This window comes from Nitrospiraceae bacterium (assembly GCA_035623075.1).
Taxonomy (GTDB): Bacteria; Nitrospirota; Nitrospiria; order Nitrospirales; family Nitrospiraceae; genus DASPUC01.
The window spans coordinates 1-15,354 of the sequence record DASPUC010000008.1 but is presented as its reverse complement, the minus strand read 5'-3'; the positions used below and the strand labels follow the sequence as shown (position 1 = coordinate 15,354).

At 56.4% G+C, this 15,354-nt stretch carries 13 protein-coding genes, 1 tRNA gene and 1 pseudogene; all 15 read right to left on the bottom strand.

Annotated features, from left to right (window positions below; translation table 11 throughout):
- Nucleotides 1–139 (bottom strand): GTP-binding protein (locus VEI50_01855; GenBank protein HXX73854.1); only part of this gene is annotated, 139 nt, incomplete at its 3' end.
- A 31-nt stretch (nucleotides 140–170) separates the two neighbouring features.
- Nucleotides 171–2,240: an elongation factor G gene (gene fusA, locus VEI50_01850; GenBank protein HXX73853.1), complete on the bottom strand. Its 2,070-nt coding sequence runs from the start codon at nucleotides 2,238–2,240 to the stop codon at nucleotides 171–173.
- A 112-nt stretch (nucleotides 2,241–2,352) separates the two neighbouring features.
- Entirely contained in the window at nucleotides 2,353–2,823 is a 471-nt protein-coding gene (rpsG, locus tag VEI50_01845; protein HXX73852.1) for a 30S ribosomal protein S7, read from the bottom strand.
- A gap of 39 nt (nucleotides 2,824–2,862) precedes the next feature.
- On the bottom strand, nucleotides 2,863–3,234 hold the full coding sequence (gene rpsL / locus VEI50_01840) for a 30S ribosomal protein S12 (GenBank protein HXX73851.1): 372 nt from the start codon (nucleotides 3,232–3,234) through the stop codon (nucleotides 2,863–2,865).
- Nucleotides 3,235–3,354: 120 nt separating this feature from the next.
- Nucleotides 3,355–7,476: a DNA-directed RNA polymerase subunit beta' gene (gene rpoC / locus VEI50_01835; protein HXX73850.1), complete on the bottom strand. Its 4,122-nt coding sequence runs from the start codon at nucleotides 7,474–7,476 to the stop codon at nucleotides 3,355–3,357.
- A 161-nt stretch (nucleotides 7,477–7,637) separates the two neighbouring features.
- A complete protein-coding gene (gene rpoB / locus VEI50_01830; GenBank protein ID HXX73849.1) occupies nucleotides 7,638–11,594 on the bottom strand; it encodes a DNA-directed RNA polymerase subunit beta in 3,957 nt (1,318 codons plus the stop codon).
- Between the two features lie 80 nt (nucleotides 11,595–11,674).
- Nucleotides 11,675–12,079: a 50S ribosomal protein L7/L12 gene (gene rplL / locus VEI50_01825; protein ID HXX73848.1), complete on the bottom strand. Its 405-nt coding sequence runs from the start codon at nucleotides 12,077–12,079 to the stop codon at nucleotides 11,675–11,677.
- Between the two features lie 27 nt (nucleotides 12,080–12,106).
- Nucleotides 12,107–12,613 (bottom strand): annotated as a pseudogene (rplJ, locus tag VEI50_01820) (50S ribosomal protein L10).
- Between the two features lie 37 nt (nucleotides 12,614–12,650).
- The gene (rplA, locus tag VEI50_01815) at nucleotides 12,651–13,343 is read right to left on the bottom strand and encodes a 50S ribosomal protein L1 (GenBank protein HXX73847.1); all 693 of its coding nucleotides are present in this window, start codon (nucleotides 13,341–13,343) and stop codon (nucleotides 12,651–12,653) included.
- 164 nt (nucleotides 13,344–13,507) lie between these two features.
- A complete protein-coding gene (rplK, locus tag VEI50_01810) occupies nucleotides 13,508–13,933 on the bottom strand; it encodes a 50S ribosomal protein L11 (protein ID HXX73846.1) in 426 nt (141 codons plus the stop codon).
- Between the two features lie 73 nt (nucleotides 13,934–14,006).
- A complete protein-coding gene (gene nusG, locus VEI50_01805; protein ID HXX73845.1) occupies nucleotides 14,007–14,543 on the bottom strand; it encodes a transcription termination/antitermination protein NusG in 537 nt (178 codons plus the stop codon).
- Nucleotides 14,544–14,606: 63 nt separating this feature from the next.
- On the bottom strand, nucleotides 14,607–14,801 hold the full coding sequence (gene secE / locus VEI50_01800) for a preprotein translocase subunit SecE (protein HXX73844.1): 195 nt from the start codon (nucleotides 14,799–14,801) through the stop codon (nucleotides 14,607–14,609).
- A gap of 75 nt (nucleotides 14,802–14,876) precedes the next feature.
- A tRNA-Trp gene (locus VEI50_01795) sits at nucleotides 14,877–14,951 on the bottom strand.
- A gap of 74 nt (nucleotides 14,952–15,025) precedes the next feature.
- On the bottom strand, nucleotides 15,026–15,175 hold the full coding sequence (gene rpmG / locus VEI50_01790; GenBank protein HXX73843.1) for a 50S ribosomal protein L33: 150 nt from the start codon (nucleotides 15,173–15,175) through the stop codon (nucleotides 15,026–15,028).
- A 39-nt stretch (nucleotides 15,176–15,214) separates the two neighbouring features.
- Nucleotides 15,215–15,354 (bottom strand): elongation factor Tu (gene tuf, locus VEI50_01785; protein HXX73842.1); only part of this gene is annotated, 140 nt, incomplete at its 5' end.

Genomic DNA, 15,354 nt, shown 5'->3' with positions numbered 1-15,354 from the left:
AGCTCACGAACTTCGCCAGCCCCTTGTCCGCGCAGACCTTGGTCAAGGCTGCCGTCAAGGTCGTCTTGCCGTGGTCCACGTGCCCGATTGTCCCGATGTTCACGTGCGGCTTCCGCCGCTCAAATTTCGCCTTCGCCATACCAACTCCCTCCCCCTAATTCACGACACCACTATTTCTTGATGATCGCTTCTGCGATATTCTTCGGAACCGGCTCGTAGCGATCGAATTCCATACTGTACGTCGCGCGTCCCTGCGTGCGAGACCGCAAATCCGTCGCATACCCAAACATCTCGCTCAGAGGCACCGCGGCATCGATCGCCTGCGCGCCGGCGCGAACTTTCATGCCCTGCACTTTCCCCCGGCGACCGTTCAAATTCCCGATGACGTCTCCCATGAATTCCTGAGGCACCAGGACCTCGACTTTCATGATCGGCTCGAGCAAGACCGGATCGGCTTTCTTACAGGCGTCAGCAAAGCCCATGGAGGCGGCAATCTTAAACGCCATTTCGTTGGAGTCCACTTCATGGTAGGACCCATCGATGAGCGTGACGCGGATATCCCGAAGTGGATAACCGGCAATGACCCCGGTCTCCATTCGCTCCTTCACCCCTTTTTCAACAGCCGGAATATATTCCTTGGGAACCGCCCCGCCGACTACCTTGTTCACGAACTCCAAACCTTTGCCTGGATCCGACGGCTCCACCGTCAACACGACATGGCCATACTGTCCGCGGCCGCCGGTCTGCTTAATGTACTTAGATTCTGATTCGGCCTTGCGGCGAATGGTCTCCCTGAAGGCAACCTCCGGTTTCCCGACATTGGCCTCAACCTTAAACTCGCGGAGCAGGCGATCGACGATGATCTCGAGATGCAACTCACCCATCCCCGCGATAATCGTCTGCGCTGTCTCCTCATCAGTCCGTACACGAAAGGACGGATCCTCCTGCGCGAGCTTTTGCAACGCGAACCCCATCTTTTCCTGGTCTTGTTTTGTCTTCGGCTCAATGGCCATCGCAATGACTGGCTCCGGGAACTTCATGATTTCCAGGAGGACCGGCTGTTTTTCATCGGCCAACGTATCCCCGGTCGTCGCTCCCTTCAAACCCACCGCTGCAACAATGTCTCCTGCATAGGCGGTATCGATTTCTTCGCGCTTGTTCGCGTGCATTTTTAACAAGCGCCCGATGCGATCCTTTGTCCCCTTCGTGATATTGAGCACCGGTGTACCGGTCTTGAGCGTGCCTGAATAGACACGGAAGTACGTCAATTGTCCTGCAAATGGATCGGACATGATTTTGAAAGCCAGCGCGGCAAAAGGCTCGCTATCCGATGGCTTCCGCTCCACCTCTTTGCCAGAATTCGGGTCAACCCCTTTCACGGGCGGAATATCCAGCGGCGACGGCAGAAAATCAATGACCCCGTCAAGGAGCTGCTGCACACCTTTATTCTTAAAGGCCGAGCCGCACAGCACCGGGGTGATCTTCATGGCAATCGTCCCGGCTCGAATACATCGCCGCACTTCTTCCTCGCTCAAGGATTGTCCATTGAGGTATTTCTCCATGACGTGGTCGTCGAACTCCGCAACTGCCTCCAGCATTTTCTCCCGATACTCTTTCGCCTTACCGACCATGTCCGGAGGAATCTCGTCGATCTTGTATTTGGCTCCCAGTGTTTCATCGTCGTAGAAGAACCCCTTCATCGTGACCAGATCGATCGACCCGCGAAACTCCACCTCACGTCCGATCGGAAGCTGAATCGGGATAGGATTGGCACCCAGTCGATCCACGATCGACTGCACGCTGAAGTAAAAGTCGGCGCCGGTCCGGTCCATCTTGTTCATGAACGCGATACGAGGGACTCGATATTTATCGGCTTGCCGCCACACGGTTTCCGATTGCGGCTCCACGCCCTGTACGGAATCAAACACGGCGACGGCGCCATCGAGCACGCGAAGGGACCGCTCGACCTCGATCGTGAAGTCGACGTGCCCGGGCGTGTCGATAATATTGATGCGATGGTCTCTCCAAAAACAGGTCGTGGCGGCCGCGGTGATCGTAATCCCGCGCTCCCGCTCTTGCTCCATCCAATCCATTGTCGCCGCGCCCTCGTGGACCTCGCCCATTTTATGCGTCATCCCCGTATAATAGAGGACACGTTCGGTGGTCGTGGTTTTTCCGGCATCAATGTGCGCCATGATGCCGATGTTGCGCGTGCGATCGAGTGATGTTTGTCTAGCCACAATTCATCCCTTAAAAACACACGTGCTGCAGAATGAGCCGGACAATCGCTGCGATTCAGGGGCACCCGCGTCTGCGGATCGCAGCACGGCCCAACTGCAGCACAGAACGACGTTACCAGCGATAGTGCGCGAACGCCTTATTGGCCTCCGCCATCCGATGCACGTCTTCCCGCTTCTTCACCGACGCCCCTGTGTTGTTCGACGCGTCGAGCAGCTCTGCGGCAAGTTTTTCACGCATGCTCTTGCCGCCACGCGTCCGTGAAAACTCAGACAGCCATCGAAGCGCCAATGACATGCGACGAGCGGGGCGAATTTCCACCGGCACCTGATACGATGCACCACCCACCCGACGTGACTTGACTTCCACGATCGGCTTCACGTTATCGATCGCCGTCCGAAAAACTTTGAGCGGATCGCCGCCGGTCTTCTCCTGAATCATGTCGAAGGCTCCGTAGCAAATGCGCTCGGCCGTACTCTTCTTTCCGCGCTCCATCAAGATGTTCAAAAACTTCCCGACAAGCTTGTCACGATACCGCACATCCGGAAGCGGTTCCCGCTGATGTAAAAACCTGCTGCGTGGCATACGATTCTGCTTCCCTACTGTTCGTCGACGGCGCTGAGCCTATTTGGGGCGCTTTGCCCCGTACTTTGAACGACCCTGCTTTCGGTCCGTCACACCCACGGCATCCAACGCACCGCGGACGATGTGATAGCGGACACCCGGCAAGTCTTTCACCCGACCACCTCGCACCAATACGATGGAGTGCTCCTGGAGGTTGTGTCCGACGCCAGGAATGTATGTCGTCACTTCCATTCCGTTCGTCAACCGTACGCGCGCGACTTTTCGCAAGGCCGAGTTCGGCTTTTTGGGAGTCGAGGTATAGACCCGGAGACATACCCCGCGTTTCTGCGGACAGCACTTCAGTGCCGGGCTCTTTGTTTTCGCATGCGCCAGCTGACGCCCTTTTCTGACTAACTGATTGATTGTTGGCACGATTCAATTACTCTCGCGTTGCGCACAACACACCGTCGTACAACTCAATTCTGGGCAAAGCCTGCGGATTATAATGACCGCGTTGCTGAGTGTCAAGCGACGCGCGCTCCGTGAAGCTTCCTATGATCTCCCCTCGGTTGAAGAAGCGGTGGCACCCTCCCGAACCAGCGCGGCCGGCTCACCTTGGCCAACTGCAACAGGCTCCGGTTTAGGGCTGATCACGAAGGTATCTCGATACTCCTCAAACCCTGTGCCGGCGGGAATCAAGCGGCCGACGATCACGTTTTCTTTCAAGCCTCGCAGATTATCTTCACGTCCGTTGATGGCCGCTTCGGTCAGCACTCTCGTCGTTTCCTGGAACGAGGCTGCCGAGATGAAACTGTCGGTGGTCAATGCCGCCTTCGTAATGCCAAGAAGAACCGGCTTACCGAGCGCCGGCTTACCGCCTTTGGCTAACACACGATCATTCTCTTCCTCGAACACCATCTTGCTGACCTGGCTGCCGGGCAAGAACGTCGTATCTCCGGGTTCCTCGATGCGCACCTTTCGCAACATCTGGCGAACGATAATCTCGATGTGTTTGTCGTTGATCGAGACGCCTTGCAGCCGATACACGTCCTGCACTTCATCCACAAGGTATTTTTGCAACTCGTTGGGTCCGAGCACATCCAGGATGTCATGCGGATTGGCCGACCCGTCCATCAAGGGCTCACCGGCTCTGACCCAATCACCTTCGTGAACATTGACGTGTTTGCCCTTTGGAATGAAATACTCCTTCACGTCTCCCATCTTGTTATCGACGAGCACCTTTCGCTGACCTTTGACGAAGCCTCCGTATGAGACTTCGCCATCGATTTCGCTGATGACCGCTTGTTCTTTCGGCTTCCGTGCCTCGAACAACTCGGCCACCCGCGGCAGACCACCCGTGATATCTTTTGTTTTCGTCGTCTCACGGGGAATCTTGGCCAAGACATCTCCCGGGTGGACCGTCGCACCTTTTTCCACGAAAATGTGGGCGCCCACTGGCAGCAGATACCGCGCCACCGTCGCTGTACTCCCGGACACTTTGGCTGTTTTCCCCCCTTCATCCTTGATCGATACGCGCGGACGGAGGGTGGCACCCGAATGTTCGATGATGACTTTCCGGGAAAGGCCCGTCACTTCATCGAACTCTTCTTTCATCGTGACACCTTCCACGATGTCTCCATAGGCAACTTTCCCGCCGACCTCGGTCAGGATCGTCAGCGAGTAAGGATCCCACTCGACGAGCCTTTGGCCGAGTTCAACACGATCACCGTCCTTGACTTTGATTTTTCCGCCGTACACGACCGGATATTTTTCGCGCTCACGGCCGTTGTCGTCCACAATCGCGATCTTTGCATTGCGGTTCATGACAACCCACTCGCCCTCCTTGTTCCTGACGGCAATACCGCCGTTGTGTACATCGGCGTTCTTCTTCGCATCAAAGCTCATGAACTTCAGATGCCCGGCATGCTTGGCTTCGAGAACGGTTTGCTCGACCACCTTACTGGCCGTCCCACCGATATGGAAGGTACGCATCGTCAACTGCGTGCCCGGCTCGCCGATCGACTGCGCCGCAATCACACCAACAGGCTCACCTTTTTCGACCAGACGCCCACGAGCCAAGTCCCGTCCATAGCAGGACTGGCAGACCCCTCGGCGCGATTGGCAGGTCAACACCGAGCGAATCTTCACCCGATCGACACCGGCTTCGACAATCGATTTGGTCCGGTCCTCGTCAATTTCTTCGTTGAGGGACACGATGATTTCTCCTGTCACCGGATCGCGAATGTCCTCGGCTGCCAAGCGACCAAGCACGCGCTCTTCGATCGGCTGAATTATCTCACCGCCCTCGACGAGCGCGCTCACGATAATGCCGTCCGTCGTTCCGCAGTCGATTTCGTTGATGATGACATCCTGCGCGATGTCGACGAGGCGACGTGTGAGGTACCCGGAGTTGGCGGTCTTCAACGCCGTATCGGCCAACCCTTTACGCGCACCGTGTGTTGAAATGAAGTACTGCAGCACGGTCAATCCTTCGCGGAAGTTCGCGGTAATCGGCGTTTCGATAATTTCCCCGGACGGCTTGGCCATCAAGCCGCGCATACCACCCAACTGACGAATCTGCTGTGAACTGCCCCGTGCGCCCGAGTCGGCCATCATGAAGATCGGGTTGAACGATTCGGCTTTTGTCGGGTCGCCTCCTGCCCCGAGTTCTTTCATCATCTCGTTGGCTACCTGTTCGGTCACATGGGCCCAAATGTCGATGACCTTGTTGTAGCGCTCACCGTTCGTGATCAGACCCTCGGCATACTGCCGTTCGATTTCATTCACCTCACGCTGCGCTTTCCCGATCAGATCTTCCTTCTTCGTCGGGATGTGCATGTTGTCGATGCAGATCGACACACCGGCGCGCGTCGCATATTGGAAGCCGATGTCCTTGATCTTGTCGAGGAACGTCACGGTCTCCCGATGACCGGTTTGGCGATATACCGTATCGATCAGCCTCGTTACTTCCTTCTTCGTCATCACCTTGTTTGCATTGACGAACGGCATACCCGAAGGGAGAACCTCCGACAGCAGCACCCGGCCAACCGTCGTCTGTACGAGTGCCCCTTCGATGCGCACTTTAATGCGCGCATGCTCTTCGACTTCCCGGGCATCAAAGGCAATACGCACTTCTTCCGGCGAGCCGAACACCTTGCCTTCGCCCTTCGCTCCGACCCGTTCCTTCGTCAACCAGTAGCAACCCAACACCATGTCTTGCGACGGCACCGCGATCGGTTTTCCATTCGCGGGAGACAAAATATTGTTGATGGACATCATTAGTACCCGGGCTTCGACCTGCGCTTCCACCGACAGTGGAACGTGCACCGCCATCTGGTCACCGTCGAAGTCAGCGTTGAACGCAGCGCAGACGAGCGGATGGAGCCGGATTGCCTTGCCTTCGACCAACACAGGATCGAACGCTTGAATTCCCAATCGATGCAATGTCGGAGCGCGGTTCAAGAGCACAGGGTGCTCGCGAATGACTTCGTCCAGTACATCCCACACTTCAGGCCGTTCCTTTTCGACCAGACGCTTGGCGCTCTTGATCGTCGTCGCCGCGCCGCGCTCCTCCAATTTATGGAAGATAAAGGGCTTGAAGAGTTCGAGCGCCATCTTCTTGGGCAACCCGCACTGGTGCAGACGCAACTCCGGCCCCACCACGATCACGGTTCGCCCCGAGTAATCTACGCGCTTCCCGAGCAGGTTCTGTCGGAACCGCCCTTGTTTGCCCTTGAGCATATCGCTGAGCGACTTCAGCGGGCGCTTGTTAGGTCCACGAATGGCACGGCCTCGGCGCCCGTTGTCGAAGAGCGCGTCCACCGCTTCCTGCAACATCCGCATTTCGTTCCGGATAATGACGCCTGGCGCTTTCAATTCCATCAACCGCTTGAGGCGATTGTTCCGGTTGATGACGCGTCGATAGAGATCGTTGAGATCCGAGGTCGCAAACCGCCCGCCATCCAACGGCACCAATGGGCGCAACTCCGGAGGAAGCACGGGAATCACGTCCATGATCATCCACTCCGGCTTGTTCCCAGATTTCCGGAATGCTTCGATGACTTTCAGTCGCTTCGCGTACTTTTTCTTCAGCGCCGCGGAGGCCGACGCCTTCGCCTTCACATGCAGTTCATCCCACAGAGTGTTGATATCGATCTTCCGAAGCAGTTCACGGATGGCATCGGCACCGATCCCAACTTTGTAGGAGCCGGCGCTGTACTCCGACTGCAACGACCGCAGCTTCTCTTCGGAGACGAGGTCCTTTTCCACCAAATCAGTTGTCCCGGGATCCACACAGACGTAGCTCTCGAAATAGAGGATCTTCTCCAGCTGCTTCAGGCTCATGTCGAGCAGCGTGCCAATCCGGCTGGGCACACCCTTCAAGAACCAGATGTGCGCGACTGGCGCGGCCAGTTCGATATGGCCCATCCGTTCGCGGCGGACTTTTGATTGAATGACTTCCACACCGCACTTGTCACAGACAATGCCGCGGTGCTTCATGCGCTTGTACTTGCCGCAGTTGCACTCCCAGTCCTTAATCGGCCCAAAAATTTTGGCACAGAAGAGGCCATCCTTCTCCGGCTTGAATGACCGGTAGTTGATCGTCTCCGGCTTCTTCACTTCGCCGTAGGACCACGATCGAATTTTCTCGGGCGAGGCGATCCGGATGCGCATCGCATCGAAGGAGACCGAATCCCGCGGCTTTTCAAACAGTGTATAGACGCCTTCCAAGGTGTATCCCTCCTTGCTTAGAGAGGAGTGATCAGTTCGAGTGCCGATCGTCCGGCTCAACAAAAGATGCAAGCCGTGCGTGTCACTCGTCAGTTGATTTCAATTTATTCCTGTGACTTCACCAACTCGACATCAAGCCCCAAGCTTTGAAGTTCTTTGACCAACACGTTGAATGACTCGGGCAGTCCCGGTTCTAAGAACGGTTCGCCCTTCACCACCGCTTCGTACATACGAGACCGGCCCGGCACGTCATCAGACTTCACCGTCAAAAACTCCTGGAGCGTGGAGGCAGCTCCATAGGCCTGCAAGGCCCAGACTTCCATTTCACCCAGTCGCTGCCCGCCGAATTGAGCCTTCCCTCCGAGCGGCTGTTGGGTCACGAGAGAATAGGGCCCGATCGAACGAGCGTGAATCTTATCGTCGACCAGGTGGTGCAATTTCAGCACATACATGTATCCGACCGTGACCGGACTCCCGAACGGTTCACCGGTCCTGCCATCCATGAGCTGCGATTGTCCGCTGGTGGGCAATTTGCCTCTCTTCAGCAAATCCTTGATCTCTTTCTCAGAAGCCCCGTCGAATACCGGGCTTGCAACGGTGATCCCCAGAGCCTTGGCCGCCCATCCGAGGTGTGTTTCTAGAATCTGACCGACGTTCATACGAGACGGCACGCCCAGCGGATTCAGCACGATCTCCACCGGAGTCCCATCCGGCAAATACGGCATGTCCTCTTCGGGCAACACACGCGAAACCACTCCCTTATTGCCATGGCGGCCGGCCATCTTGTCGCCGACCTGAATCTTCCGCTTCATGGCGATGTACACCTTCACCAGCTTGATGACGCCTGGCGGCAGCTCATCACCCCGCTTCAACCGACCGACCTTTTCGTCGTAGAGCGTTTGGAGAATTTCGATCTGCTCCTTCGCACGCCGCTCGATGTCCTCGAGCTCCTTCTGTTCTTCTGGATCGCTCAGGATGATGTACCGGACGGTTTCATCCGGAAGCCGCTTGAGGATTTCGGCCGTGAGCTTGCCCTTCTTTTTGAGAATGACATCCCCGCTCTCCGGATCCATCAGATCGCGGCCGACGACTTTCCCCAAGAGCAACTTGCGAATCTTCTTCGTTTTTTCCTCGTCGATGATCCGCAGCTCCTCATGGTGGTCGCGCTGCAGCTTCATCTGATCTTCGCTCTCGATGGTCTTGGACCGTTCATCCTTGTCGAGGCCTTTGCGGGAAAAGATCTTGACGTCGACGATAATGCCCTCGACACCGGGGGGCACCGTCAACGACGTGTCCTTGACGTCTCCGGCCTTCTCGCCAAAGATGGCACGGAGGAGTTTTTCTTCTGGGGTCAGCTGCGTTTCGCCTTTGGGCGTGACCTTTCCCACGAGAATATCCCCCGGCTTCACTTCAGCGCCGATACGGATGATGCCGCTCTCATCGAGATTGCGGAGCGCCTCTTCTCCCACGTTGGGAATGTCTCGTGTGATGTCTTCCTTGCCCAGCTTCGTATCGCGCGCTTCGACCTCGAACTCTTCGATATGAATCGAGGTAAACGCATCTTCCCGCACGAGTTTCTCGCTTAACAGAATCGCGTCTTCGAAGTTGTACCCGCCCCACGGCATAAACGCGACGAGGACATTCTTGCCCAAGGCCAGCTCACCTTGATCGATCGCCGGACCGTCACCCAACACTTGGCCCTTCTTGACTGGCTGACCGATCCGAACGACGGGGGTTTGAGTGATGCATGTGTTCTGGTTTGATCGCTGGAATTTGATAAGGTCATAGACATCCAAACCCGAATCTTTCCCTCTCCGACCTTCCTTGGAGTCTGCTCGGACGACGATGCGCGTCGCATCGACGCTTTCCACGACGCCGGTCCGCTTGGCCTGCACCACATAGCCGGAATCACGCGCGACAACTGCCTCCATCCCAGTGCCGACCAGCGGGGCTTCCGATTTCAACAGCGGCACGGCTTGGCGTTGCATATTTGATCCCATCAGAGCCCGGTTTGCGTCGTCGTGTTCCAAAAACGGGACCAACGCAGTCGCCACGCTGACCACCTGTTTCGGCGACACGTCCATGTATTCGATCTTGTCTGGAGTGGCCGTCACGAAATCACCGCCGGACCGGGCCGAGACGGTTTCCGAGACCAGCCGATTGGACCCGTCGAGTTTTGAGTTCGCCTGGGCGATGATGTATCGATCCCCTTCGATTGCGGACAAAAACTCGATTTCATCCGTGACCCTTCCCTTGACGACCTTTCGATAAGGAGCCTCGATGAACCCGAATTGGTTGATCCGTGCGTAGGTCGCGAGCGACGTGATCAGACCGATGTTCGGACCTTCCGGTGTCTCGATGGGACAGATGCGGCTGTAATGCGACGGATGGACGTCGCGTACTTCGAATCCGGCCCGTTCACGCGTCAACCCGCCAGGCCCCAATGCGGAAAGGCGCCGCTTGTGCGTGATCTCCGCAAGTGGGTTCGTCTGATCCATGAACTGCGACAGCTGACTGCTGCTGAAAAATTCTTTGACGGCGGCCACGACCGGCTTGGCGTTGATGAGGTCGTGCGGCAGCACGGTTTCCATATCGAGCAGGTTCATGCGCTCTTTGATGCTGCGCTCCATACGGACCAGGCCGAGGCGGAACTGGTTTTCCAAGAGCTCGCCCACAGACCGGACTCGACGATTTCCCAAATGGTCGATGTCGTCGATCTCGCCCTTGCCCATTTTCAGGTTGACGAGGTAGCGAATGACTTCGACGATGTCCTGTGCTGTTAACGTCCGCTGTTCCAGCGGCAAGTCCAGCTCGAGTTTTTTGTTCAGCTTCAGACGCCCGACAGGAGACAGGTCGTACCGCTTCGAGTTGAGAAATAAATTGTCGAACAGCGCCCGGGCCGTTTCGACCGATGGGGTTTCGCCCGGACGAAGCCTGCGATAGATCTCGACCATCGCCTCTTCCTTCGAACCAGTCCGCTCCATCTCCAACGTATCCAGAATCACCGGAGTCGCCGTTGCGGTGTCCAAGTAAATGACCTTGAAGTCTTCGATATCGCTCTCGGCAATTTTTTCGACGATCTCCGCCGTCAGTCGTTGGTTTTTCTCAGCGATCTTGTGCTTTTTCGAATCGACGAGCTCGGTCAAGACGGCGCGACCGACCAGCTCAGCCGGCGACACGGGAATCTCCTTCACGCCGGCCGATTTCAATTTCGCGATCAGACCCTTGGTCAGCCTTCCTCCCTCACGGACCAGCGGATCTTTCGCACCCTTCTCCGTGACTTCCGTGGAACAGCGCAGACCGTGATGGATCTCGGGGTCCAGCTTCCGCATCAACTTGCCTTTGACCACCCGGATTTCCTCGACCGGGTAGTACATCTTCAAGAGATCGTCGCTGGAATATCCGAACGCTTTCAGGAGGATCGTCGCCGGCATTTTTCGACGGCGATCGATGCGCACGTAGAGAATGTCGCGGGCGTCGAATTCGAAATCGAGCCACGAGCCGCGATAGGGGATGATGCGGGCGGAGTACAACACCTTACCGCTCGCGTGGGTCCGCCCCTTGTCGTGAGTAAACGATGCGCCGGGCGAACGGTGCAATTGGCTGACGACCACGCGTTCCGTGCCGTTCACGATAAACGTGCCCCGCTCGGTCATCAGCGGCAGTTCTCCGACATAGACCTCCTGCTCGCGAACATCGAGCACTTTTTTCTTCGGCCCCTTGTCTTCCTTGTCGAACACCACCAGCCGGACGCGCAGCTTGAGGGGCACGGCAAAGGTCATCCCCTGCTCAAGACATTCGCGCTCATCGTACTTGGGTGTCCCCAGTGTGTAACTGGTGTATTCCAACACCGCCGTGTTGTTGTAATCAGGAATCGGAAAGACACTCGCCAGTGCCGCTTGAAGACCGTAATCTTTGCGGCGCTCCGGTTCCACCTCCATTTGTAAGAACTCTTCGTAGGAGCGCTTCTGGATCTCGATCAGATCCGGGATATCGATGCTAGTGCGAATGCGAGAAAAGTCTTTCCGTTCCACGAACTCTTGTAGAGTCGTTTCGGACATTCGGTAGTCCTCCACTACATATGGTTGGGCTTGAGTGCCTGGAGAAGACAGGCACTCCCGGATTTACTGCTACGTCGAGGCTACTTAACCTCGACCTTCGCGCCGCTCTCTTCGAGCTTCTTCTTCATAGTGTCGGCTTCTTCCTTCGCCACGCCCGTCTTCACCGGTTTGGGCGCGCCTTCCACCAAATCCTTCGCTTCCTTCAATCCCAGGCTGGTCAATTCGCGAACCACCTTGATGACCTGAATCTTCTTGTCCGCCGGAGCCGATGCAAGAATGACGTCGAACGCCGTCTTCTCTTCGGCGGCTGCAGCGGCTGCGGCCCCACCGGCAGCCGGCGCCGCGGCAACGGCGACCGGAGCAGCGGCCGTTACGCCGAATTTATTCTCCAGTCCCTTCACGAGTTCAGCCAATTCGAGCACGCTCATGCTCTCGATAGCCTTGATGAGTTCTTCCTGTGATAATTTAGACGCTGTTGCTGACATGTCCCCCTCCCCTTTCTTTTTATCCTGAATGGCCGCAATGACTCTGACAAATTTCGATAAGACTGCACTCAAGGTATAGACCAGCCCACGTGCCGGCCCCTGCATCGCCGACAGCAGCATCGCGATCAGCACTTCCTTCTTCGGCAACTTCGCGACCGCGGTAAGCTCGGCCGGCTGCAACACCTTCCCTTCCAAGACACCGATAGTAATCTTGATTTTCTCTACCCGCTTCTCTGCCAGTATGAAGTCCCTGAGCACCTTTGTCGGCAGCACAGGATCGTCATAGCCGATCACCATTCCCGTCGGTCCTTTCAGGTACCCTTTCACACCTGAAAGGGTAGTCCCTTCGGCGGCACGGGCTGCCAGCGTGTTCTTCACCACCCTGTATTCGGCTTTTGCCCCGCGCAATTGCTTCCGCAATTCCGTAATCTGATTGACAGGGAGCCCGGCACATTCCGTGAGAATGGCGAGCCGAGCGCGGCCGAATTTTTCGGTCAACTCCGCGACCGCGGTCGATTTCTCTTCCTTCTTCATAACCTAACCCTTTCTCCTTACAACGGTCAGACCGCGACTAACTCCACTGTTTCGTCAATGCCATAGCATCGAGCTTCACGCCAGGGCCTATCGTGCTGGAGATCGTCACGCTCTTCAGATAGCGCCCTTTGCAGGAGGCCGGCTTCGCTTTAATGACTGCCTCGAGCACTGCAGAGGCGTTGTCAACTAACTGGTCGGCCTTAAACGACACCTTTCCGACAGGGACTTGGACGATGCCGGCCTTTTCCACTTTATACTCGACGCGGCCTTTCCGGATTTCCGCCACGGCTTTGCCGACTTCAAACGTGACGGTTCCAGTTTTGGGATTCGGCATCAACCCTCGCGGTCCCAACACCTTCCCCAGCTTACCGACCGACGCCATCAGGTCTGGTGTGGAGATCGCGCAATCGAAGTCCATCCACCCGCCCTTGATCTTCTCCATCAGGTCGTCCGCCCCGACGAAATCTGCTCCCGCCTGCCTCGCCTCTTGCTCTTTCTCACCTTTGGCGAAGACGAGCACCCGAAGCTTTTTCCCCGTTCCATGGGGCAAGGACGTCGTCCCCCGCACCATCTGGTCAGATCGTTTGGGGTCGATGCCTAACCGAATGGCTAAATCGACAGACTCGTCAAATTTTGCATAGGCCGCTCCCTTCACTGCGTCGACAGCTTCACGGAGCGCATACAGGCGCAGCTGAATTTTGTCCGCCGCCGCTCGCATTTTCTTCCCCATTAGTTCTCCTCCCCCCTAGCTCCATATTGGGTCGGCGCCCTTCGACTGCGCGCATTCGTTATCACCCGCCCAACCCCAGGCTCGCCGAGACTTGCCCTGTCCCGTCGAGGGCCTTCTGAGGCCTCGCGTTGCGCAAGCAATGAAGGGGTCCCGGCCCTGTGCTCTCAACCTTGGACCACGACCCCCATACTCCGGGCCGTTCCTTCGATGATCTTGATCGCACCCTCAAGGTCAGCGGCATTCAAGTCTGCCATCTTCTTTTGCGCGATCTCACGCAACTGAGTCTTGGTTATTTTCCCCACCTTATCCTTCTGGGGGACGCCAGACCCCTTGATAATCCCAGCAGCCTTCTTTAACAGATCGGACGCAGGTGGTGTCTTGAGGACAAACGTGAAGCTCCGATCCTTGTACACCGTAATAATGACCGGGATGATGCTGTCACCTTCCTTCTGAGTCTTGGCATTGAACTGTTTGCAGAACTCCATAATGTTGACGCCGTGCTGCCCCAGCGACGGCCCGACGGGGGGTGCCGGATTGGCTTTTCCCGCCGGTATCTGCAATTTAATCTGCGCGGATACTTCCTTTGCCATGATTCCCTCATGAGCATTCAGCTTTTGGCCTTCAGCATGAGCTGAGAGCTGATGGCCGACAGCTGTCTGCTGTTTAAATCCTCTCCACTTGCAAAAATCCTAACTCGACCGGCGTTGATCGTCCGAAGATGCTGACCATCACTTTCAGACGATTGTGATCTTGATCTACCTCGTCAACGAGACCATTAAATCCCAAGAACGGCCCATCGATGATGCGCACGTTATCCATCTTGATGAACTTGACCTGTTCGCGCGGCCCAGCCGCACCGGCGTCAACTTGTTTCAGCAACGACTCTACTTCTTCCTGTGATAATGGTGTCGGCTGAGCCCCGCCGCCGACAAAACCGGTAACCTTCGGCGTTTCCTTGATCATCTGTAACGTGTCATCGGCCAGCGGTGATTCCAACTCCACCAAGACGTATCCGGGGAAAAACTTTCTCCGAGAAGTGCGCCGTTTGCCGTCTTTAATCTCGATGACATCCTCGGTCGGCACCAACACCTGACCGAGTTTCTCCGTCATCCCCATCTGGTTCGCCCGCTCCAGTAAGCTTGTTTTGACGCGCCCCTCGAACCCGGCATAGGTGTGGATGACGTACCAGCTCTTCGCCATTTACCTACCTTTGCATCCCAGCTTGTTGACGCCCCAGCATATGCTCTCTGTTACGTCGGCTCCTCACAGGAGTTTGCCGACAAGCCATACAAGAAACGAATCGATTACCGATAGGTAGAGGGACACAATGACGCAAAAAACGATCACCACCGTCGTTGAGCCAATCGTCTCGGCGCGGGTGGGGAACGACACTTTCTTGAGTTCCCCCCGAACGTCGACGAAAAACTCTCGAACCGATTCGATCATCTTCCTGATCATTGATCTCTCCCTACATTGAACCGTGCGATCATCGAACTCCGAGCCCCAGGCCTTTCCCATCAACTATCTGCGGAATGGCAGGGGCACTAGGATTTGAACCCAGACTCTCGGTTTTGGAGACCGATGTGCTGCCATTAACACCATGCCCCTATGCCCAGTTCTGAGCACCAAGTGCGAGTCTTGAGTGATTGAACTGCCTGCACCTCAACTCAGCACTTCAGCACTTACTTTACTTCCTTGTGCGGTGTCTGTTTCCGGCAGAATTTACAGAACTTATTCTTCTCCAAACGGTCCGGGTCATTCTTCTTGTTCTTGGTCGTCGAATAGTTCCTCTGCTTGCATACGGTACACGCCAGGTCGATAATTTCTCGCATTCCAATACTCCTCAGCTGTTAGCGGACAGCTACCAGCCGTTACGCCAGGATTTCGGTGACGACGCCGGAGCCGACAGTCTTGCCGCCCTCGCGCACCGCAAACCGCAACCCCTGATCCATCGCGATCGGGCTGATCAACTCCGCCGTCACACTCACATTGTCCCCCGGCATCACCATCT